General features: G+C 63.3%; 22 protein-coding genes and 1 riboswitch. Of the genes, 8 read left to right on the top strand and 14 right to left on the bottom strand.

Annotated features, from left to right (window positions below):
* Positions 1–5: 5 nt before the first annotated feature.
* Positions 6–494, bottom strand: coding sequence for a tRNA (adenosine(37)-N6)-threonylcarbamoyltransferase complex ATPase subunit type 1 TsaE (tsaE, locus tag CHR90_RS15890; protein ID WP_094410089.1), 489 nt, complete (start codon positions 492–494; stop codon positions 6–8).
* Between the two features lie 121 nt (positions 495–615).
* Here tsaE and CHR90_RS15885 point away from each other — a divergent pair, with 121 nt between their 5' ends.
* Positions 616–1,644, top strand: coding sequence for an NAD(P)/FAD-dependent oxidoreductase (locus CHR90_RS15885; RefSeq protein ID WP_212668715.1), 1,029 nt, complete (start codon positions 616–618; stop codon positions 1,642–1,644).
* Positions 1,645–1,692: 48 nt separating this feature from the next.
* Here the strand turns inward: CHR90_RS15885 and CHR90_RS15880 are convergent, their stop codons facing one another.
* Positions 1,693–2,442: an SDR family NAD(P)-dependent oxidoreductase gene (locus CHR90_RS15880; protein WP_094410215.1), complete on the bottom strand. Its 750-nt coding sequence runs from the start codon at positions 2,440–2,442 to the stop codon at positions 1,693–1,695.
* A 114-nt stretch (positions 2,443–2,556) separates the two neighbouring features.
* On the opposite strand from CHR90_RS15880, the gene CHR90_RS15875 reads away from it, so the two are divergent.
* Entirely contained in the window at positions 2,557–3,150 is a 594-nt protein-coding gene (locus CHR90_RS15875) for a TetR/AcrR family transcriptional regulator (RefSeq protein WP_094410087.1), read from the top strand.
* A 152-nt stretch (positions 3,151–3,302) separates the two neighbouring features.
* On the opposite strand, the gene CHR90_RS15870 is transcribed toward CHR90_RS15875, so the two are convergent.
* From CHR90_RS15870 to def, 12 genes are all read right to left on the bottom strand, one after another.
* Positions 3,303–5,045, bottom strand: coding sequence for an ABC transporter substrate-binding protein (locus CHR90_RS15870; protein WP_094410086.1), 1,743 nt, complete (start codon positions 5,043–5,045; stop codon positions 3,303–3,305).
* A gap of 63 nt (positions 5,046–5,108) precedes the next feature.
* Complete coding sequence (locus tag CHR90_RS15865; RefSeq protein WP_094410085.1) at positions 5,109–5,390, bottom strand: DUF2160 domain-containing protein; 282 nt, start codon at positions 5,388–5,390, stop codon at positions 5,109–5,111.
* 11 nt (positions 5,391–5,401) lie between these two features.
* Positions 5,402–6,199 (bottom strand): carbohydrate ABC transporter permease, encoded by a 798-nt coding sequence (locus tag CHR90_RS15860; protein ID WP_094410214.1) that lies wholly within the window; start codon positions 6,197–6,199, stop codon positions 5,402–5,404.
* Between the two features lie 2 nt (positions 6,200–6,201).
* A complete protein-coding gene (locus tag CHR90_RS15855) occupies positions 6,202–7,089 on the bottom strand; it encodes a carbohydrate ABC transporter permease (RefSeq protein WP_094410084.1) in 888 nt (295 codons plus the stop codon).
* The gene (locus CHR90_RS15850; protein WP_094410213.1) at positions 7,082–8,176 is read right to left on the bottom strand and encodes an ABC transporter ATP-binding protein; all 1,095 of its coding nucleotides are present in this window, start codon (positions 8,174–8,176) and stop codon (positions 7,082–7,084) included. The genes CHR90_RS15855 and CHR90_RS15850 overlap by 8 nt, the downstream gene beginning before the upstream one ends.
* A gap of 7 nt (positions 8,177–8,183) precedes the next feature.
* On the bottom strand, positions 8,184–9,260 hold the full coding sequence (locus CHR90_RS15845; protein ID WP_094410083.1) for an ABC transporter ATP-binding protein: 1,077 nt from the start codon (positions 9,258–9,260) through the stop codon (positions 8,184–8,186).
* Positions 9,257–10,825, bottom strand: a complete 1,569-nt coding sequence (glpD, locus tag CHR90_RS15840) for a glycerol-3-phosphate dehydrogenase (protein ID WP_229671559.1) — start codon at positions 10,823–10,825, stop codon at positions 9,257–9,259. Before glpD ends, CHR90_RS15845 begins: the two co-directional genes overlap by 4 nt.
* Positions 10,826–10,918: 93 nt before the next feature.
* The gene (locus CHR90_RS15835; RefSeq protein WP_094410081.1) at positions 10,919–11,767 is read right to left on the bottom strand and encodes a DeoR/GlpR family DNA-binding transcription regulator; all 849 of its coding nucleotides are present in this window, start codon (positions 11,765–11,767) and stop codon (positions 10,919–10,921) included.
* Between the two features lie 40 nt (positions 11,768–11,807).
* Positions 11,808–13,949 (bottom strand): methyl-accepting chemotaxis protein, encoded by a 2,142-nt coding sequence (locus CHR90_RS15830; RefSeq protein ID WP_094410080.1) that lies wholly within the window; start codon positions 13,947–13,949, stop codon positions 11,808–11,810.
* Between the two features lie 147 nt (positions 13,950–14,096).
* Positions 14,097–14,843 (bottom strand): SDR family oxidoreductase, encoded by a 747-nt coding sequence (locus CHR90_RS15825; protein ID WP_094410079.1) that lies wholly within the window; start codon positions 14,841–14,843, stop codon positions 14,097–14,099.
* Between the two features lie 13 nt (positions 14,844–14,856).
* Positions 14,857–15,765 carry a methionyl-tRNA formyltransferase gene (gene fmt, locus CHR90_RS15820; RefSeq protein WP_094410078.1) on the bottom strand — a complete coding sequence of 303 codons (909 nt, stop codon included), beginning with the start codon at positions 15,763–15,765 and terminating at the stop codon, positions 14,857–14,859.
* Positions 15,766–15,767: 2 nt separating this feature from the next.
* Positions 15,768–16,298, bottom strand: a complete 531-nt coding sequence (gene def, locus CHR90_RS15815) for a peptide deformylase (RefSeq protein WP_094410077.1) — start codon at positions 16,296–16,298, stop codon at positions 15,768–15,770.
* 111 nt (positions 16,299–16,409) lie between these two features.
* Here def and queE point away from each other — a divergent pair, with 111 nt between their 5' ends.
* The 6 genes from queE (at position 16,410) to CHR90_RS15785 (ending at position 20,224) form a co-directional block, all read left to right on the top strand.
* On the top strand, positions 16,410–17,066 hold the full coding sequence (queE, locus tag CHR90_RS15810; RefSeq protein WP_094410076.1) for a 7-carboxy-7-deazaguanine synthase: 657 nt from the start codon (positions 16,410–16,412) through the stop codon (positions 17,064–17,066).
* A 1-nt stretch (position 17,067) separates the two neighbouring features.
* On the top strand, positions 17,068–17,439 hold the full coding sequence (locus CHR90_RS15805; RefSeq protein ID WP_094410075.1) for a 6-pyruvoyl trahydropterin synthase family protein: 372 nt from the start codon (positions 17,068–17,070) through the stop codon (positions 17,437–17,439).
* Entirely contained in the window at positions 17,439–18,164 is a 726-nt protein-coding gene (gene queC, locus CHR90_RS15800; RefSeq protein WP_094410074.1) for a 7-cyano-7-deazaguanine synthase QueC, read from the top strand. The genes CHR90_RS15805 and queC overlap by 1 nt, the downstream gene beginning before the upstream one ends.
* A 69-nt stretch (positions 18,165–18,233) precedes the next feature.
* Positions 18,234–18,485, top strand: coding sequence for a metal-sensing transcriptional repressor (locus CHR90_RS15795; protein WP_094410073.1), 252 nt, complete (start codon positions 18,234–18,236; stop codon positions 18,483–18,485).
* A gap of 6 nt (positions 18,486–18,491) precedes the next feature.
* Positions 18,492–19,268 carry a nickel/cobalt efflux transporter gene (locus tag CHR90_RS15790; protein ID WP_094410072.1) on the top strand — a complete coding sequence of 259 codons (777 nt, stop codon included), beginning with the start codon at positions 18,492–18,494 and terminating at the stop codon, positions 19,266–19,268.
* Positions 19,269–19,299: 31 nt separating this feature from the next.
* Positions 19,300–19,511: riboswitch (cobalamin riboswitch) on the top strand.
* Positions 19,512–19,546: 35 nt separating this feature from the next.
* Positions 19,547–20,224 carry an energy-coupling factor ABC transporter permease gene (locus tag CHR90_RS15785; protein WP_094410071.1) on the top strand — a complete coding sequence of 226 codons (678 nt, stop codon included), beginning with the start codon at positions 19,547–19,549 and terminating at the stop codon, positions 20,222–20,224.
* Positions 20,225–20,276 lie beyond the last annotated feature (52 nt).

The following is a 20,276-nucleotide window of genomic DNA, read 5'->3' as shown; positions in this document are numbered from 1 at the left end:
CCGGATCAGAACTTCAAACGCAGAAAATCTAACCGGCCCGCCCAGGAGGTGCCACCTTGCAGGCTAATCTTGCGGGCATCGGGTGCGTCGGCAGGGGCGAAATCGATGATCAGCGGATCGCGCGGCAACCCATCGCCCAAGCGTTCCGGCCATTCGATCAGCGTGATGCCGCCGAAGGCATCGTCCAGCCCCAGTTCGTAAGCGTCGCTGGCGTCGTTCAGGCGGTAGAGATCGAAATGCGAAATCAGCCCCGACGGCAGCTCGTAGGTTTGCACCAAGGTAAAGGTCGGGCTGGGCACCTCGATCGGCACGCCGGCGCGGGCCTGGATGAAGGCACGGGCAAAAGCGCTCTTACCCATCCCCAGGTCACCGCGCAGCGCGATAACATCGCCCTTATCGGCCAGGGCCGACAGCTCTTGGGCTAGGCTTTGGGTGGCGGTCAGGCTTTTAGCCGTAAAGGAAAAGGCGGCGGCAGAGGGAACGGTAATCTTCATAGCCGCCCCAGGCTACGCGAAAAGCCCCCGCCCGCAAAGACTCGAAAACCTTAGTGCATGGGGGGTTGCATCGGCGCAACGCGCGCGCCACTCTGCGCGCCGGTTTGCGCGTATGACAGTTTTGAGGGAAGCGATGACGGTCAAGACCGATGTGGTGATTATCGGCGCGGGTCCTGTTGGGCTGTTCGCGGTGTTCGAATGCGGCATGCTGCGCCTGAAAACCCATGTGATCGACACGTTGGCCGACGCAGGCGGGCAATGCACCGCGCTGTACCCGGAAAAGCCGATCTACGATATTCCCGCCCATCCCGCCATCTCGGGCGCCGACCTGATCGATAATCTGATGCAGCAGGCGGCACCGTTTAACCCGGTCTTCCACTTTGGCGAACAGGTGATGCAGCTTACTCGCACCGACGCCGAAACCTGGAAAATCACCACCTCCAAAGGCACCGAGCTTGAAGCCCCCGTCGTGATCGTCGCGGCGGGCTGCGGCGCCTTCGGCCCCAACCGCCCGCCGCTGGAGGGGCTGGAGGCCTATGAGGCGACAGGCGGCGTACAATATTTCGTGCAGCGGCGCGAAGCGTTTCGCGGCAAAAAGATCTGCATCGCCGGGGGTGGCGATTCGGCGGTCGATTGGGCGATTTCCTTGAGCGAGGTCGCCGAGCGGGTACAGGTCGTCCACCGCCGCCCGAAGTTCCGCGCCGCCCCGGAAAGCGCGGCGAAACTCGATCAATTGGCCAAAGACAGCAAGATCGAGATGATCATCCCCTATCAGCTCGCCGGGCTTGAGGGGGTGAACGGCCAGCTTTCGGGCGTTATCGTCGAAACCCTCGACGGGCAGCGCCGCACGCTCGAAGCCGATCACCTGCTGCCCTTCTTCGGTCTCGCCATGACCCTGGGGCCGATTGCCGACTGGGGGTTGAACCTAGAGCGCAATCAAATCGCGACCACTCAGGCCAATTCCGCCACCTCCGCCCCCGGCATTTTTGCGGTGGGCGATATCGCGACCTACCCGGGCAAGCTGAAGCTGATTCTGTCGGGCTTCGCCGAAGCCGCATCCGCCGCCCACGCCGCCCACGCCATCGTTCATCCGGGCGAGGCGCTGCATTTTGAATATTCGACCAGCAAAGGCGTGCCCGGCGCGGCGTAAAAACGAAAATCGGGGGCAATGCCCCCGATTTCACCGAGACGCGGCGTTTTACGCGATCACGCCCCCATCAATGGTCAGTTCCGTCCCGGTGATGAAACTGGCCGCCGGGCTGGCGAGGAAGGCCACACCGGCTGCGACTTCTTCAGGCCGCCCGTAACGCCCGAGGGCGATGGCCGACAGCATTGCCGGGGCGGCGGGGCCGTCTTCTGGGTTCATATCGGTCGCAATCGGTCCCGGCTGTACCGTATTGACGGTAATGCCGCGCGGCGCCAGATCGCGGGCAACGCCCCGGGCATAGAGTTTAACGGCCCCCTTCGTCGCCGAATAATCGGCCAGACCGGCGAAGGGCACCCGCTCCCCAACCACCGACCCGATGATAACGATGCGCCCGCCATCGGCCAGAACAGGGGCCGCCGCACGCACGGTATTCACTACGCCCTGCACATTCACCGCCCACATCCGGTCGAGCGCGGCAACATCCACGCTCGTATCATCCGCCTTGCCGCCCGCCAGCAGACCGGCATTGGCGACCAGAATATCGAGCTTGCCGAATTTCGCGACCACCGCGTCGATCAGCCCGCGCACCGCCGCTGCGTCGCCCTGATCGGCGGCGAAGGCCGCAGCCGTGCCGCCCTGGGCCGCAACATCGGCCACTAGGGCGTTCGCCGCAGTTGCCGAGGCGGAATAGCTGAGGGCAACCGTGGCGCCTTGGTCGGCCAGGGCTTTAACCGTGGCGGCGCCGATGCCGCGCGCGCCGCCGGTGACCAGGGCAATCTTACCGTTAAGCGTCTTCGTCATGATGATCTCCAAGGGGGAAGATTTTTGTACCGTTCGATACATAAATAGGAGTCTCGACAGCGCCCGTCAAGGAGATTATGTATCGATCAGTATAGAAATTCCTGGAGACGAATCATGGCAACGGGACGCCCGCGCCAGTTCGACCCCGAAACCGCCTTGCAACAGGCCGCCTGCCTGTTCCGGCGCAAAGGGTATGGCGCCACCTCGCTGAATGATCTGACCGAGGCAATGGGGATCAACCGCCCTAGCCTCTATGCCGCTTTCGGCAATAAGGATGCGCTGTTTCTCGCCGTCGTCCGCCGCTATCTGGCGCAGTTGGACGCGGTTAGCACGCAGGCGTTCGCCGCGCCGACAGCGCAGGAAGCCGTGCGCCAGATGGTGCATGGCATCATCGATCTGGTCGCCCGCGCCGATGCCCCGCCCGCCTGCCTAGCGCAGATCGGCCTCTTCACGGCAGCCGAAGCATCGGCGGAGGTGATTGCGGAACTGGCCGCCACCCGCCGCGCCTCCCAAGCCCGCTTGACCGAGCGGCTGACGGGCGAATGGGACGCGCCGGACCTGCGCGCCGCCGCCATTATCGCCTTGACCCAGGGCCTTGCGGGGCAAGCCTATGACGGCACCCCCGCCGCCGAGTTGCACCGGCTGGCCGATCTTTTGCTGGAAGGGGTGTTCGCGCCTACTCCTTCCAAAAGCCCGGCCCCAAAATAAAAAGGGCGCTTCCCGCATGAAGCGCCCCAGAGAGGTCTGTTTAGAGTGGTTTCCGTTCGCTTAGGCTCGCGTCAACCACTCTAAACTATTGTTTTTCTGCAAATGCGTCGTCGCGGGTGAGCCCACCCGCTCGGGATTTGCGCTAGAAAGGCTTAGCCCTTCTTCGGCGGCGTTGCCGGCCACGACTTGATCAGCGTGTCGTAATCGACCGTTTCGCCCTTCGGCTTTTCGTTCTGAAGTTTCCGCTGCGGTGCGATGGTGCCCGCCGCTTCGGCCTTCTTGAACCAATCTTCCGCCGAGGTCTTCGGGTTCAGCTTCGGCCCGCATTCGCCTTGAACATTGGCGCGTTCAAGCCGTTCCAGCACCGAATCCTGCGCTGCCGCCAGGGCGTCCATCGCCGCTTGCGGGGTTTTCGCGCCCGAGGAAGCATCGCCGATGTTCTGCCACCAGAGCTGCGCCAGCTTCGGATAATCCGGCACATTGTTCCCCGTCGGCGTCCACTGCACGCGCGCGGGCGAGCGGTAGAATTCGACAAGGCCACCCAGCTTATTGGCGCGTTCCGTGAAGCTCTTATCCCAAATATCCGTTTCGCGGATGAAGGTCAGGCCCACGTGGCTCTTCTTCAAGCTGGTGGTCTTGGCAATGGTGAACTGGGCATAGAGCCAGGCGGCCTTGCGGCGATCCAGCGGCGTGGACTTCAGCAGCGTCCACGAACCGGCATCCTGGTACCCCAGCTTCATGCCGTCTTTCCAGTAAGACCCTTTCGGCGACGGGGCCATACGCCATTTCGGCGTCCCATCGGCATTCATCACCGCCAGACCCGGCTTCACCATGTCGGCGGTGAAAGCGGTGTACCAGAACATCTGCTGGGCGATATTGCCCTGGGCCGGCACCGGCCCGGCTTCCGAGAAGGTCATGCCCTGCGCCTGGGGCGGGGCATATTTCTTCAGCCATTCCAGATATTTGGTGATGGAGTAGACCGCCGCCGGGCCGTTGGTATCGCCCCCGCGTTCGATGGAGGAGCCGACCGGGCGGCAGCCATCCATGCGGATACCCCATTCATCGACCGGCAGACCGTTCGGAATGCCCTTATCGCCGTTCCCTGCCATCGACAGCCACGCATCGGTGAAGCGCCAGCCCAGCGACGGGTCTTTCTTGCCGTAGTCCATGTGGCCATAGACTTTAACGCCGTCGATTTCCTTCACATCGTTGGTGAAGAATTCGGCGATGTCTTCATAAGCCGACCAATTCACCGGTACGCCCAGTTCATAGCCATATTTGGCCTTGAACTTTTCCTTCAGGTCGGCGCGGGTGAACCAATCGTAGCGGAACCAATAAAGGTTCGCGAACTGCTGGTCGGGGATCTGATACATCTTCCCGTCCGGCGCCGTGGTGAAGGACTTGCCGATGAAGTCGTTCACATCCAGCGACGGCAGCGTCACGTCCTTGCCTTCGCCCGCCATCCAGTCGGTCAGCGGAATGGCCTGCTTATAGCGGAAGTGGGTGCCGATCAGGTCGGAGTCGTTGATCCAGGCGTCGTAAATATTCTTACCCGACTGCATCTGGGTCTGAATTTTTTCGACGACGTCGCCTTCCTGAATCAGATCGTGGGTCAGCTTGATCCCGGTGATTTCGGAAAAGGCCTTCGCCAGCACCTTGGCTTCATATTCGTGCGTGGTGATCGTTTCCGACACCACGTTGATTTCCATGCCTTTGAACGGTTCCGCCGCTTTGATGAACCATTCCAGTTCCTTCAACTGCTCTTCTTTCGAGAGCGTCGAGGGCTGGAATTCATTGTCGATCCAGCGCTTTGCGGCTTCCATATCCGCCCATGCCGACGCCGATGCGAACAGCATCGCGGCGGTCGAGACGGAGACGATTAGATTACGGGTCATCGGCGTCCTCCTGTTTATGGTTCGTTAGTGCCGGTTCTCTCCGGTCTTGTTACCCAAAGTTCCCTAAACCCAGCGAAACACCGCTGCGGCATAAACAAGGGAAACCCCGGAAGCCCACCAGACCTCGGGCGAAATCAGCCCCAGCCAGGCGAGATGGATGAAGGCGCTGCCCAGAAGAGAGATGAACAGCCGGTCACCGCGCGTCGTGGGGATGCGCAAGACGCCGACCCGTTCAATCTCCGGCCGGAACAGGGCCAAAAGCGTGAGGGTGACGAGGAGGGTCAGAATCCCCCCAAAAAACAGGGCCGTCTGCCACGTCCAGGCCATCCAGGCGAAATGGTCCATGACGGTTCTCCTTAAACCCGCCCGAGGGCAAAGCCCTTGGCGATGTAATTACGCACGAACCAGATGACGATGGCGCCGGGCACCATCGTCAGCACCCCGGCGGCGGCCAAGAGGCCCCAGTCCATCCCGGCGGCGGAGATTGTGCGCGTCATCGTGGCGGCGATGGGTTTCGTATCCACACTGGTCAGCGTGCGCGCCAGCAGCAGCTCGACCCAGGAAAACATGAAGCAGAAGAAGGCCGACACCCCGATGCCCGACGCGATCATCGGCATGAAGATCTTCACGAAAAAGCGCGGGAAGCTGTAGCCGTCGATATAGGCCGTCTCGTCAATCTCCTTCGGCACGCCCGACATGAACCCTTCCAAAATCCACACGGCGAGCGGGATGTTGAACAGGCAGTGGGCCAGCGCGACGGCAAAGGGCGTATCGAACAGCCCAATCGCCGAATAAAGATTGAAGAAGGGCAGCGCGAAAACGGCAGGTGGCGCCATACGGTTGGACAGCAGCCAGAAGAACAGATGCTTATCGCCCAAGAAGCGGTAGCGCGAGAAAGCATAGGCGGCAGGCAGGGCGAGGGCGATGGAGACCACCGTATTGATCGCCACATACTTCAACGAGTTGAGATAGCCCGAGTACCAGGACGCATCGGTGAAAATCTTGATGTAATTATCAAACGTCAGCGTATGAGGCCACAGGGTGAAGCCGGAGATGATCTCGCTGTTCGTCTTCAGGCTCATGTTGATGAGCCAGTAGATCGGCAGCAGCAAGAACAGCAGGTAAAAGCCCATCACAAGGCGGCGGGTGAGCATGGTCATTTCCTCCGCGGCGCGTCCATCTGGGTCATCACGGTATAGAAGACCCAGCAGACGGACAGCACGATGAGGTTGTAGACGATCGACAGCGCGGCGGCCTTGCCGAGGTCGAACTGACCCAGCGCCAACTTCACGAGATCGATGGAGAGGAAGGTGGTGGAATTGCCCGGCCCGCCGCCCGTGACGACGAAAGGCTCGGTATAGATCATGAAGCTATCCATAAAGCGTAGCAGCACGGCGATCAGCAGCACGCGGCGCATTTTGGGCAGTTGGATCTTCCAGAACACGGCAAAGCGCGAGGCGCCGTCGATGCGCGCCGCCTGATAATAGGCGTCGGGGATCGACTTCAACCCAGCATAGGACAGCAGCGCGACCAGCGAGGTCCAGTGCCACACGTCCATGATAATCACGGTCGCCCAGGCCGACAGCGCATTCTGCGTATAGTTGTAGTTGATGCCGAGGCCGTTCACGACCGCCCCGAACAACCCAATGTCCGACCGCGCGAAGACCTGCCAGATGGTGCCGACGACGTTCCAGGGAACGAGCAACGGCAAGGCCATAACGATCAAGCACGCCGCCACCGTCCAGCCCTGGCGCGGCATGGCCAGCGCCACCGCGATACCCAGCGGTACTTCGATCGCGAGAATGATCCCGGAGAATAGAAGGTTCCGCCACAGCGCATCGAAGAAGCGCCCGCCGAGATCGCTGGACGGGTTCAGCAGTTCCGCAAACCAGCCAATCCCATTCCAGAAGAACTGATTATTCCCGAACGTATCCTGGACGGAATAATTCACCACCGTCATCAACGGCAGAATCGCGCTGAAGGCCACGGTCAGGAAGACCGGCAGCACCAGCAGCCAGGCTTTGTTGTTTTCGGTCTTATCCATGATGCCCCCCAGACGCGGGCTGAAGACGGAAGCCGCCTTCGTAAAGATGCAGGGCGCGCGGATCGAAGGTCACGCTCGCCTCACTGCCGTTGATCGCCACCCCATCGGGAACCGTCGCAATCATTGGCTGCCCGGCCAGGGTCACGCGGGCCAGCCGGACGCGGCCAAGATCATCGATCCGGGTGATCTGCACCGGCAGCCCGGCCCCAGCGGGGGCGAGGGTGCAATATTCCGGGCGCACGCCAAGTTCGAGGGCTTCGCCGCGCGTCGGCGTTCCAACCGGCGGAACGGCGACCGCTTGATCGCCGATATAAGCGGTTGCGCCCTCCAAGCGGCACGGCAGGACGTTCATCCCCGGCGAGCCGATGAATTTACCGACGAACGTATGGTCGGGCCGTTCGAACAAATCTTCCGGCGTGCCGCTTTGCACCACGCCGCCGTCGTACATAACGACGACCTGATCGGCGATGGTCAGCGCTTCGGTCTGATCGTGCGTCACATAGATCAAGGTGATCGGTAATCGCCGATGCAGTTCCTTGATCTTGGAGCGCAGTTCCCACTTGAGGTGGGGATCAATCACCGTCAACGGTTCGTCGAACAGAATCGCCGCCACGTCGGAGCGGACAAGGCCGCGCCCCAGCGAAATCTTTTGCTTGGCATCCGCCGTCAGACCGGTCGCCGGGCGCGACAGGTCGCGGGCGAGGTCGAGCATCCCGGCAATCTCGCGCACGCGGGCGTCCACCTGCTTTTCCGGGACTTTCCGGTTGCGCAGGGGGAAGGCGAGATTGTCGTAAACGCTCATCGTGTCGTAGATGACCGGGAACTGGAACACCTGAGCGATGTTGCGCTTTTCGGTCGGCAGGGTCGAAACATCCACCCCGTCGAACAGGATTTTCCCGCGCGACGGCACCAGCAGGCCAGAGATGATGTTAAGCAAAGTGGTCTTGCCGCAGCCCGACGGGCCGAGCAGCGCATAAGCCCCCCCGTCCTGCCACACCCGGTTCATCGGCTTCAGTGCGTAATCCGCGTCCGACGCCGGGTTGGGGTGATAGGAATGGGCGAGGTCTTGCAGGTCGATACGGGCCATGATCGCCTCACGCAACCGGGGCCGCGTCGGCGGCTGCAACCAGCGCACCGGACGGCGAGAAAAGGAAAAGATGCTGCGGATCGAGCGATAGGCGGATCGGCGCGCCGGGATCGACCTTCACCACGCCGGATGCAAGTGCCACCCAACGGTCGGCCCCGGCATCGACATGGATATAGCTTTCCGATCCGGTAATTTCCGACACGGCGACGTGACCGGCCAGATGCAGCCCCGGCGCGTCGGACAGGCGGGCGTGATGGGCGCGGAAACCGATCAGATAGGCGCCATCGGCCACCTGGAAACGCCCGGTTTCGAAACTCGACCCATCCGGCAGCCGGTAGGTATTGCCGCTCTTCGCCACCGACACCGTATTCAGCGGCGGATCGGACAGGACCTTCGCGGTAATCAGATCGCGAGGGGTGCGGTAGATTTCTGCGGTGCGCCCGAACTGCGTCACCCGCCCCTCCCACAGGGTGGCGGTATGGCCGCCGAGCAGTAGCGCTTCCGTGGGTTCGGTGGTGGCGTACACAAAGATACTGCCAGTCGCCGCAAACAGGCGGGGCAGTTCTTCGCGCAATTCTTCGCGCAGTTTATAATCGAGGTTCGCCAGCGGCTCGTCCATCAGCACCAGATCGGCGCCTTTCACCAGCGCGCGGGCGATGGCCGTGCGCTGCTGCTGGCCACCGGAAAGCTGTAACGGCGTGCGGTCGAGGTACGGCGTCAGGCGTAGCAGCGCCGCCGCTTCCTGGCCCCGCTTCTCGATCTCGGCCTTCGATGCCCCCGCCACCCGCAGCGGCGAGACGATATTTTCGAACACCGTAAGCGTCGGGTAATTGATGAACTGCTGATAGACCATCGCCACCGAGCGCTTGCGCACGTCGAGGCCCGTGATATCGCGCCCGTCGAAGGTCATCGTGCCCGCGGTCGGCTTATCCAGCCCGGCCATCAGCCGCATCAGGCTGGTCTTGCCCGACAAGGTTGGGCCGAGCAGCACGTTCACCGTGCCATGCGCCAGGGTCAGGGAGACGTCGCGGATATGATCCTCGCCCGCGACCCGCTTACCAATGCCGGTGAGGGTCAGGCTCATGCTGCGCCCTCCGCCGCTTTCGCTGCCGCCGCCATATACTGATCGAGCGCCGCGCTATCCGCCGCCGAGAGATGCAGGCCGAGCTTGCTGCGCCGCCAGAGGATATCCTCCGCCCGGCGCGCCCATTCGTGTTTCATCAGATAGAGAACCTCGCGTTCGGTCAAATCGGCCCCGAAGTTCCGCCCCAGGTCGGCGGCGCTATCGGCCCCGCCCAGCAGCAAGTGCGCGCGGGTGCCATAGGTGCGCGCCAGCCGCCAAGCGTGCGCAGGGGCCAGAAAGGGGTAGCGTTTTTGCACATCGGCCAGCAGGTCGGTAAAGCCCGTGACGGGGAAATCGCCGCCGGGCAACGGCTCGCCGCCGGTCCAGCCTTTCGGCTTTTTCAGGGCTTCCGGCAGCAGGGGGCCGAGCTTGTCCAGCACGGCTTCCGCCAGCCGCCGATAGGTAGTGATCTTGCCGCCGAAGACCGACAGCAGCGGCGCGGCACTGCCCGGCGCATCAAGCGTCAGCACATAATCGCGCGTCGCTTCCTGCGCTTTCGAGGCGCCATCGTCGTAGAGCGGGCGGACGCCGGAATAGGTCCAGACGACATCGCTTTCCTGTACCGGCTTCTTGAAATATTCCGAGGCCGCCGCGCAGAGATACGCGATTTCCTGCGGCGTCGCCGCCACTTTGGCCGGATCGCCCTGGTAATCCTGATCGGTGGTGCCGATCAGGGTAAATTCCCGCTCATACGGAATCGCGAAGATGATGCGGCCATCGGCATTCTGAAAAATATAGCAGCGGTCGTGATCGAAGATTTTGCGCACAACAATGTGCGAACCTTGGACCAGCCGCACCTTGGCCTGACTGTTGGAGCGGATGCGCTGGCTCAGCACCTCCGCCACCCACGGCCCCGCCGCATTCACAAGGGTGCGGGCCTGAATTTGCTTCGGCTCCCCGTCGCCGCTCTGCACGGTCAGCACCCAGCGGTCGGCCTTGCGCTCCGCCGAAACAAAGCGCGTGCCGGTTTCCACGGTCGCGCCGCGCGCCTTGGCATCCATCGCGTTTAGCACAACCAAGCGCGCATCCTGTACCCAGCAGTCGGAATATTCGAACCCGCGCGTGAACCCCGGCTTTAGCGGTTCGCCCGCCGCATCGCGCGTCAGATCAAGCGTTCGCGTGGCAGGCAGCAGCTTGCGGCCGCCGATGTGATCATAGAGGAACAGGCCGAGGCGCAGCAGCCATTGCGGGCGCAAACCCCGATGATGGGGCAGCACGAACCGCAGCGGCCAGATGATGTGCGGCGCGAGGGACCAGAGGATTTCCCGCTCGATCAGCGCTTCGCGCACCAGCCGGAATTCATAATGTTCGAGATAGCGCAACCCGCCGTGGATAAGCTTGGTGGACCAGGAGGACGTGCCGCTGGCGAGATCATTCTGTTCGCAGACATAGACGGACCAGCCGCGCCCCACCGCGTCGCGCGCGATGCCGCAGCCGTTGATACCGCCGCCGATGATGGCAAGGTCGAAGACCTGCTCCATCCGTTCCCCCCGTGTAGCGCGGATTGTTTCGCCTTCAGGCTTCATCCGCGCGTTTCTTGATTTCGTTTTATCCTATTCGCGCCTTTTCGCGAACTCAAGTCCGAAACGCGGGTGTGCGATGCAATATTTTCGCAACGATCAAGCGACCGTCTCTTCTTCGAAGCTGCCGACCTCTTCCACTTCGACCGAGTGCGCGCGGCAGATTTCTGCGATTTTTCCATCCGGCAGCCGGTCGGTGACGAAAAGATCGATTTCCGAGACATGACCAATGCGGACCGGCGCGGTTCGTTCGAATTTCAGCCGATCCGCCACCAGAATAACGTGCCGGGCATTTTCGATAATAGCGCGGGAAACGCGCACTTCCCGGTAATCGAAATCCAAAAGCGCACCCTCTTCATCGATCGCGGACGCTCCGATGACGGCGTAATCGACCTTGAACTGATGAATGAACTGCACCGTGGCCTCGCCCACCACCGCCCCGTCGGACCGACGCACCGGCCCGCCCGCGACGATCACATCGATATTGGGGTTGGGATACAGCAGGGTCGCGACGTTGAGATTATTGGTAATCACCAACAAATCTTCGTGCCCGCCCAGGGCTTTCGCCACTTCTTCCGTCGTCGTGCCGATATTGATGAACAGCGAGGCGCGGTTGGGAATATGCTTTGCCGCCGCCGCACCAATCGCCTCCTTCTCCACCTGCGCGACAAAGCGCCGGGCCTGATAGGCGAGGTTGCTAACGCCCGACGAAATCACCGCGCCGCCATGCACGCGCGACAGCAGCCGCCGGTCACAGAGATCGTTGAGATCCTTGCGAATGGTCTGCGGTGTCACTTCGAAGCGCGCCGCCAAATCCTCCACCGTCACCCGGCCCGCCGCACGGGCGAGCTTCAGGATTTCCTGCTGGCGGTCATTGGCAAGCCCCTGCAGCACCGGGCTGTGCAGGCGCGGATCACTCCGGGTTAGGGAAAGCGGGACACGGACCATGAGCGGCCTCCCAGGGCAATGAAGCTAACCGGGGCGCGGCTTAAACCGCCGCCCGGACTTTCGTAACGAAATGATCGACTTCCGTGGACAGATGCCCCGTATCGTCGCGCAGGACTTGCGCCGCCGTCAGGGTTTCCGACGCCGACCGCCCGACCGTCGCTGCCGTTTCGGTAACGGTCGCGAGCAAGCCCGCCGCTTCGGTACTGCTATCCGCCGCAACGTGCAGGCCACGGGCGATTTCACGGGTGGAGGCATCTTGCTCATCCACCGCCGCCGCGATGGACGCGCCGATCCCCTCGATCCCAGTAATCACCGACTGCACCGTGCGGATTGCCTCGGCAACATTGGCGGCGATCTTCTGCACCTGGGTGATTTGGGCCGAAATCTCGTCGGTTGCCTTGGCCGTCTGGGTGGCGAGTTGCTTCACCTCCCCCGCGACCACGGCGAAGCCTTTGCCCGCTTCCCCGGCGCGCGCCGCTTCGATAGTGGCATTCAGCGCCAAAAGATTGGTTTGCGCCGCGACCTGATGGATCAGATCGACCACCGCGCCGATCTTCTGCGCCGCCGTCGACAGGCCTTCCACCGTCTCGCGCGTCGCCGTCACGGTCTGAACCGCCGTGCCCGACATTTGCGCCGACTCGCTAACCCGGCGGGCAATTTCGGTGATGGAGCGCGCGAGCTGTTCCGCCGCTGCCGCCGCCTGCGCCACGCTTTGATTGGCCTGTTCAGAGGCTTCGACCGCCTGGGCGACCTTGGCTTGGTTCTGCCCGGTCAGGTCGCGCATCGCCGCGACGCTGCCGAAGACCTTATCGACGGCGCCCGACACGCGCGTAGCGACCTGCTGCACATCGGCCTCGAACATGGTCGCCATCGATAGCATCGCCTCGCGCCGCTGCTGTCCGGCGGCAGCGCGTTCGGCCTCCACGCGGGCAGTGGCCGCCACCGCATCCCGCGCCGTATCGCGGAAGACTAGCAAGGCGCGCGACATGGCCGCCACCTCATCGCCGCCGCGCGTCGTGATCGGCGTATCAAGCTCGCCCGCCGCAATCCGGCGCATCGCATCGGCCAGATGCTGCAAGCGCCGCATCACCGACCGACCGACGTAAAGCCAGGCCAGCAGGAAAATCGCAACGATCATTGCCGCACTGATACCGAGTTGCAGGATCAGCGAAAGTTCGGCCTGGCCCCGGGTTGCCGTTGCAGTCGCCGCAGCCGTGCCGCGCTGGGCGCTTACCAAATCCGCCACGATCTGCCCGAGCGTTGCCGAGCCGCTGGCGAGTTGATCTTCGGCCTGGGTTACCTCTTCCTCAAGCTGCCATTGCCGCGCGCGGGTTTCGAACACCCCCTCCGCCCCCTGACCGCGCTTCAGGATCGCCCCGGTCAGTTTCGCCAATTTTTCCTTATCGGTGGGGTCCGGGTAGGCGTTGATCGCATCCGTAATACGGACTTCGGCCCAACTATAGCGAGGGTGAAGCGTATCGTACCCAGTGCCGCGCGGTACGCTGGCCGCCGCCGTCAGCATGCCGATGGCAAGATTGGTGTTCGATTGAATATCGAGCAGCAGCCGTAGGGTTGGCAGATCAGCGGTGGAGAGTTTTTGCGCCAATTCCGCCGTTTTTGCCCCGGCATCGCTGACCGAGCGCACCGTGCGCTTCAAATCCATATCGGTGGTTTCGATCAGCGGGCGCAGATAATCGTTGAAATCCTCAAAATCAAACATCGTATCGGCGGTGATTTTCGCCAGATGCTCATTGACGGCAATCTGTTTGGCCCCAAGGTCCGCCAACCGTTTGATCTGCGCATCGCCCTGGTTGCTGAGCATGGCAATTTTCTCGACCACCCCCTCGGCCCCCAGCAGGGCTGATAAGGCCGCGAGCTTTTCTTTTTGAGCGGCAGCGAGGCCCGTCACCAAATCGGTGCGCTGTTTCAAATCCTCGGCGGTTTCAACCCGGGCCAGCCCCGGCGCTTCGGCCTGCAAACTGGCCGTGACTTGCGCGAGTTCTAGCGAGGCGATGACCGACGGCAGCACGGCCCCGCCCAAGCGGTCCACCCCGTCGCCGGTTTCCGTCATCGAAAAGAACGCCGCACCACCGTTTATAGCGGTTAAGCAGGCGATCAGCGCAAAAGTCCCATAGAGACGCGCCTTGATCCCAAACCGGGATCCGCCGGTTTCAGGCTGCATCGTTTTTCTCCCCCCATCGAAGCGCCTTGTCCCCAGGTGCTTTCGATTTTTCGGGCATTTCTTTCGTTTGTGCCCGTTTAGGAGAAAATGGTGCCAGCTTTAACGGCGCGTGACAATCGTCTCGTATCCAAAAACGCTAAGTAACCATTAGGTGATTGCTAAGGCCCGCCGCAAATCGGCGTCGCGCACGTCGAGGTCCTGCCCGCGATACGCATCCGCCGCCGGGGCCAGCAGCGCGGCGATCACCCGCGCCGGATCATCGGCCTGGGCCAGATTAGCGCGGTCGCGCAACCGTTCCGGCGCATGGGCCGACGCGCGGATTGCTGCCTGCATCCCCGTATCGACCACCCCCGGCGCAATCCCGAACACCCGCACCCCGGCGTCGGCATATTCGGCGTGCAGGGCATAGGTCAGCATCGCCAACCCAGCCTTGGATGCACAATAGGCGCTCCACCCCGGGATTGCCCGATGGGCGGCGCCGGAGGACACGTTGATGATGGTGCCGCCGCCCTGCGCCAGAAACAGCGGCAGAACCGCCTGCGTTACCCAGGCGGTCGCGGTCAGATTAACATCGATGGCTTCGGCCCAAACGTCCGGGTCCGCCTCGTGGAATTTTTCCAGCGGGCCAATGATGGCGGCATTATTCACCAGCGCCGTCAGCGGGCCGAAATGCTCTTGCAGTTCATCCAAGGCCTCGCGCAGCCCTGTGCGGTCGCGGATATCAGACGCCAGCGCCAAGGCCGATCCGGCGGGCAGCGTCGCCACCACCGCCTCAGCATCTATCCGGCGACGGGCGAGCACGCCGACCTTGGCGCCCTGGGCCGCAAGCTGCTGGGCAAGCGCCGCACCGATGCCGCGCCCGGCGCCAGTGATGAGAACGACGGGCTGGGTCATGGCATCCTATCCTTTAGTGAAGCAGCGTTCCTGCCGGAACCGGCCAACCGCGCAGCAGATCGGCGGCGGCGACCGGGCCTTTCCCGGGGCGTTGTAGGTGGGTCAGGCGCAATGCGCCTTCCCCGGTCGCAATCGTCACAGCATCGTCGAGCGCGGTGCCAGGCACCCCGGAACCGGGAGCAGGAACCGCCGCCAGCACCTTCACGCGCTCGCCGTTGATCTCCGCCCAGGCGCCCGGCTTGGGGGCGAAGGTGCGGATCACCCGGTCGAGCTGCCCGGCGGGCAGCGACCAATCGAGCTTCAATTCGGCCTTGTCGATCTTGGCGGCATAGGTCACGCCGTCTTCGGGCTGAACCTCCGGCGGGTAGGCCGCCGGATCGGCAAGATACTGCACCATCAACCGCGCGCCAAGATCGGCAAGCGCGTCGTGCAGGCTGCCGCCCGTTGTTTCCGCCGTGATCGGCAGCACGCCCTTCAGCAGCATTGGCCCGGTATCGAGCCCCGCTTCCATCTGCATGATGGTGATACCGGTTGCGGCATCCCCGGCCAGAATCGCCCGCTGGATCGGCGCCGCCCCGCGCCAGCGCGGCAGCAGGGAGCCGTGAATATTGAAGCAGCCGCGTTTCGGGGCCTCCAGCACGGCGCGCGGCAGGATCAGCCCATAGGCGGCGACCACGGCGGCGTCGAGGTTCAGGGCGGCGAAGGCGGCTTGTTCTTCCGGCGCTTTCAGGCTGATCGGCGTGAACACCGGCAGGCCATGCTGACGGGCGAGGTTTTCGACCGGCGAGGGCTGCGGTTTCTGCCCGCGCCCTGCCGGGCGGGCGGGCTGGGCGTAGACGGCGGCGATCTCGTGCCCCGCATCGATCAGCGCCTGCAACGCCACCGCCGCAAACACCGGCGTGCCCATAAACGCGAGCCGCATGCTTAAGCGACCGGCGCGGCAGAGGTGGCGGATTTCTTCGTCTTCAGCAGCTTCCGCAGAATGATATTCCGCTTCAGCGCCGAGATATGGTCGATGAACAGCACCCCGTCGAGATGATCGATCTCGTGCTGGATGCAGGTGGCGAGCAAGCCCGTTGCCTCCAGCTCCCGCTCGGCATTCGTTTCGTCCTTATAGCGCACGCGGATCGCGGCGGGGCGGACGACGTTGGAATAATGCTGCGGAACCGATAGGCAACCTTCCTCGAAATCCGCATCCTCGTCCGAAACCCAGATGAGTTCCGGGTCGGCCATGCGCAGCGGCGCGCGCTTCTCTGGCTCCGGCGAGATATCGACGACGATGACCCGCTTCAAAACGCCGACCTGCGGCGCGGCCAAGCCAATGCCGGGCGCGGCATACATGGTTTCCAGCATGTCATCCATCAACTGCCGCACTTCGGGCGTGACAGTGCCGACGGGCGTGGATTTCTGCTTCAAGCGCGGATCGGGCGCGGTCAGGATGTTGAGTAAAGCCATAGGGTTCACATAAGCCGGGCATGCAGAAGCGTCAAGCATGGCAGCCTGCACAGCAGCCCCCTGCCATCCCGGCCTTCGCTTCGCTATAAGGCAGGGTTAAAGGATCATCCCATGTCTTACAGCGTCAAGGAAGCCTTCAAAACCCTGCAAGGGGAAGGGGCACAGGCCGGGCGCGCGGCAGTCTTTTGTCGCTTCGCCGGATGCAATCTGTGGAGCGGGCGGGAAACCGACCGCGCCGAGGCCGTGTGCCGCTTTTGCGATACGGATTTCGTTGGCGTCGATGGCGACGGCGGCGGCAAATTCGCGCGCCCGGAGGATTTGGCCGCCCATTTGGCCGCGCTGTGGGGGCCGGACCGCGCGTTTCGTTATGCCGTCTTCACCGGCGGCGAACCGCTGCTGCAACTCGATGCCGCCCTGATCGCCGCGATGAAGGTCGAAGGGTTTGAGATCGCCGTCGAAACAAACGGCACGCTGCCTGCCCCGGCGGGGATCGATTGGATCTGCGTCAGCCCCAAGGCGGGCGCGCCCTTCGTGCAGACTTGGGGACACGAGCTGAAGCTAGTGTTTCCACAGCCCGAGTTGCTGCCTGACGTTTTCGAAACGCTGGACGCCGACGCCTTCGGCCATTATTGGCTGCAGCCGATGGATGGTCTTTCCGACGGCGGCGTGATGCGGATCAATTCCACCGCCGCTGCCGTTGACTATTGTCAGGCCCACCCACGTTGGCGCCTAAGCCTACAAACCCACAAGATGATCGGGATTCCGTGAATTGTTCGAACTCTCTAAGCAATTCTATTTCGAAGCCGCCCATACGCTGGAGCGCGTGATCGAAACCGAGAGCAGCCGACGCATCCACGGCCATACCTACCATGCCGAAATCACCGTGCGCGGTCGCCCCGACCCGGTGAGCGGGATGATTCTCGACCTTGGGCTCTTCACCCGGGCGCTCGAAGCGGTGCGGGCGCGGCTCGACCATCATTTCCTCGATGATGTGCCCGACCTTGGCCCGGCGACCCTGGAAAACCTGTGTGTGTACCTGTGGCGCACCCTTGCCCCCGATCTTGCCGGGCTGAACCGGGTCACGGTCTGGCGGCAGGCGAGCGGCGATAAATGCACCTATTTCGGCCCGGAGGTAAACTGATGTCGATTCCAGAAACCGCGCTGGTGCTTTTCTCCGGCGGTCAGGACTCCGCGACCTGCCTTGCCTGGGCACTCGACCGCTTCGACCGGGTGGAAACCATCGGCTTCGACTATGGCCAACGCCATAAGATCGAGCTTGAGTGCCGCGCGACCATCCGCGACGAGCTGGCAGCGCAGTTTCCGCAATGGCGCGGCAAGCTGGGGCCGGATCATCTGCTCGACCTAAGCGTCGTCGGCGCCATCGGCGAGACGGCCATGACCGCCGATACCGTCATCACCTATGCCGAAAACGGGCTGCCGAATACCTTTGTGCCGGGGCGGAACATTCTGATGTTCACGGTAGCGGCGGCGCTGGCGTACCGGCGCGGGGCGCGGCATCTGGTGGGGGGGATGTGCGAGACTGATTACTCGGGCTACCCCGACTGCCGCGACGATACGATTAAGGCACTGCAAGTGGCGCTGGGCCTGGGCATGGATAAGCGCTTCGTGCTGCATACGCCGCTGATGTGGCTCGATAAGGCGGCAACCTGGAAACTGGCGGAAACCCTGGGCGGCGTCGATCTGATCGAACTGATTCGCCGCGAAAGCCATAGCTGCTATCTCGGCGACCGCACCCATCTGCACCCCTGGGGGCACGGCTGCGGCACCTGCCCGGCGTGTCAACTGCGGTCGCGCGGCTGGGAGGCCTATCGCGCCGACCCGCCCGATTTGGCGACAACCCCCTGATTGAAAGCGGCCTGCGGGCCGCTTTTCTTTTGGGCTTGAATATCCTCTCCAGGGGGATAGGATAAGGGCATGCATGCCTCGCACCCCAAAATCATCGGGCGCCTTAAGCGCGCCGATGGCCACCTGCGCGCCGTCATCACCATGATCGAGGCTGGCAAACCCTGCCTGGAGTTGGCCCAGCAGCTTCAAGCGGTGGAAGCCGCCATTGCCAAAGCGAAGAAAGAGCTGATCCAGGATCACATTTTCCACTGTTTGGACGATGCGGGCAGCAATGTCCCTGCGGCTGTCGAAGAGCTAAAGCAGCTCGCCAAATTCCTGTAGGAAGCCATGCCGGACCTCGCCCAGATCATCGTAAACGGCAGCCATACCCCGTGGCTCTACCTGCCCGCCGCCCTGCTGCTGGGGGCGCTGCACGCCGCTGAACCAGGGCATTCGAAATCGCTGATGGCGGCCTTCATCGTCGCCATTCGCGGCACGCCAAAGCAGGCGGTGCTGCTGGGAGTTTCCGCCGCCTTGGGCCATTCGCTGGTCGTCTGGGCGATTGCCCTGATCGGCCTCAGCCTCGGGGATGCGCTCATTCTGGATAAAGCCGAACCCTGGTTGTTGCTGGCATCGAGCGCGATTATCGCGGTGCTGGGCGGGCGGTTGGTCTGGGCGGCAGGGGCGCCGCACCGGCACGACCATGACCATGCGCATGACCACCACGACCATGATCACGATCACGACGCCCATGCGGCGGCCCATGCGCGCGACATCGCCGCCCGCTTTGGCGGCGCGGGGCCGGTCGGGGCCGGGCAGATCGCGTGGTTCGGTTTTACCGGCGGCCTAACCCCCTGCCCGGCCGCGATCACGGTGCTGATCGTCTGCCTGCAAGTGAAAGCCCTGGCACTCGGCGCGGGGATGGTTGCGGCGTTCAGCATCGGGCTGGCGGTTACCCTGGTCGGGATCGGCATTGCCGCTAGCCTCGGCCTGCGCCATGCCGCCGGGCGCGGCGGGCGCCTCGCGGCGTGGGCGGAGGCACTGCCGCTGATCTCCGGGCTGCTGATCCTCGTCCTAGCGCTGAATTTCGCCGTTAAAGGGCTGCGCGGCCTAGGCGTGCTGTAAGCCCGGCTTGACACTCCCGCCGTTTCCCCGTCCTGATGGCCGGGCATAGGGTGTCCTATGGCGGTCTCATCCACCGCCGGGATGAAACGGGAATGGGATTGGCGCCTGCGCCCCAACCCCAACCGCCCCCGCGACTGTATGCGGCGAGCCGCCCCGAACCGTCACTGAGCCGCAAGGCTTGGGAAGACCGGGATACGGCACCGACCCGCGAGTCAGGAGACCGGCCCTGTGCATCGTGAAACCGCAAGCCGTCGGGTGTGACGGCAGAGGAGAGTGAGATGCATATCGAACCCGGTCTGGTCGAGGGCGGGAAGCTCTGGCTTGGCTATACGACCGCCGCCGCCCTAGGCGGCTATACCGTCAAATCTGCCTGGGACGCCGTAAAAGCGCGCGGCCCGCTGTCGCCTGCGGCCCGTAGCATCCTGGCAACGGCCCTGGTGTTTTCCTTCTTTGAAATCCTGCCGCATTACCCGGTCGGCGTGTCCGAGGTTCATTTGATCCTCGGCTCCACCCTGTTCCTCATCCTTGGCGCGGCGCCGACCGCAATCGGGCTGATGTTGGGCCTGCTGATCCAAGGGCTGTTCTTCGCGCCCTTCGACCTGCCGCAATATGGGATGAATGTTACGACGCTGTTGGCGCCGCTCTTCGCGCTGCGCTATGTGGCGGGCAAGGTGATTTCGGCGGGCACCGCCTATGTCGATCTGCGCTACGCCCAAGCGCTGGCGCTATCGGCGACCTATCAGGCGGGAATCGTCGCCTGGGTAGCCTTCTGGGCCTTCTTCGGCCAAGGGGTCGCTGGCGAGACGTTAACCGCCGTCGGCAGTTTCGGCGGCGCCTATCTGCTGGTGATCGCCATCGAACCGCTGATCGATCTCGCCGTCTTGGCGGGCGCTAAGACGCTGCGGTCGCTCGCGGGAAGCGGGCTGGTCGACCGCCGGTTGTTCAACGCCGCGTAAAGGCCCCGGCCCTCATGAAACGGCGGTGTGTGCCACGGCACCCCGCCGTTTT

Source organism: Elstera cyanobacteriorum, from assembly GCF_002251735.1.
GTDB classification, from domain to species: Bacteria; Pseudomonadota; Alphaproteobacteria; order Elsterales; family Elsteraceae; genus Elstera; species Elstera cyanobacteriorum.
This window is presented reverse-complemented; position numbering and strand designations above follow the sequence as displayed.

Coding starts and splice junctions, on each gene's coding strand:
- CHR90_RS15830 (WP_094410080.1), bottom strand. CDS start 13,949: ATGCAGCCTGAAACCGGCGGATCCCGGTTTGGGATCAAGGCGCGTCTC.
- CHR90_RS15795 (WP_094410073.1), top strand. CDS start 18,234: ATGCATGCCTCGCACCCCAAAATCATCGGGCGCCTTAAGCGCGCCGAT.
- queE (WP_094410076.1), top strand. CDS start 16,410: ATGTCTTACAGCGTCAAGGAAGCCTTCAAAACCCTGCAAGGGGAAGGG.
- CHR90_RS15845 (WP_094410083.1), bottom strand. CDS start 9,260: ATGAGCCTGACCCTCACCGGCATTGGTAAGCGGGTCGCGGGCGAGGAT.
- CHR90_RS15785 (WP_094410071.1), top strand. CDS start 19,547: ATGCATATCGAACCCGGTCTGGTCGAGGGCGGGAAGCTCTGGCTTGGC.
- CHR90_RS15790 (WP_094410072.1), top strand. CDS start 18,492: ATGCCGGACCTCGCCCAGATCATCGTAAACGGCAGCCATACCCCGTGG.
- CHR90_RS15880 (WP_094410215.1), bottom strand. CDS start 2,442: ATGACGAAGACGCTTAACGGTAAGATTGCCCTGGTCACCGGCGGCGCG.
- queC (WP_094410074.1), top strand. CDS start 17,439: ATGTCGATTCCAGAAACCGCGCTGGTGCTTTTCTCCGGCGGTCAGGAC.
- glpD (WP_229671559.1), bottom strand. CDS start 10,825: ATGAAGCCTGAAGGCGAAACAATCCGCGCTACACGGGGGGAACGGATG.
- fmt (WP_094410078.1), bottom strand. CDS start 15,765: ATGCGGCTCGCGTTTATGGGCACGCCGGTGTTTGCGGCGGTGGCGTTG.
- CHR90_RS15865 (WP_094410085.1), bottom strand. CDS start 5,390: ATGGACCATTTCGCCTGGATGGCCTGGACGTGGCAGACGGCCCTGTTT.
- tsaE (WP_094410089.1), bottom strand. CDS start 494: ATGAAGATTACCGTTCCCTCTGCCGCCGCCTTTTCCTTTACGGCTAAA.
- CHR90_RS15860 (WP_094410214.1), bottom strand. CDS start 6,199: ATGCTCACCCGCCGCCTTGTGATGGGCTTTTACCTGCTGTTCTTGCTG.
- CHR90_RS15850 (WP_094410213.1), bottom strand. CDS start 8,176: ATGGCCCGTATCGACCTGCAAGACCTCGCCCATTCCTATCACCCCAAC.
- CHR90_RS15855 (WP_094410084.1), bottom strand. CDS start 7,089: ATGGATAAGACCGAAAACAACAAAGCCTGGCTGCTGGTGCTGCCGGTC.
- CHR90_RS15875 (WP_094410087.1), top strand. CDS start 2,557: ATGGCAACGGGACGCCCGCGCCAGTTCGACCCCGAAACCGCCTTGCAA.
- def (WP_094410077.1), bottom strand. CDS start 16,298: ATGGCTTTACTCAACATCCTGACCGCGCCCGATCCGCGCTTGAAGCAG.
- CHR90_RS15825 (WP_094410079.1), bottom strand. CDS start 14,843: ATGACCCAGCCCGTCGTTCTCATCACTGGCGCCGGGCGCGGCATCGGT.
- CHR90_RS15835 (WP_094410081.1), bottom strand. CDS start 11,767: ATGGTCCGTGTCCCGCTTTCCCTAACCCGGAGTGATCCGCGCCTGCAC.
- CHR90_RS15870 (WP_094410086.1), bottom strand. CDS start 5,045: ATGACCCGTAATCTAATCGTCTCCGTCTCGACCGCCGCGATGCTGTTC.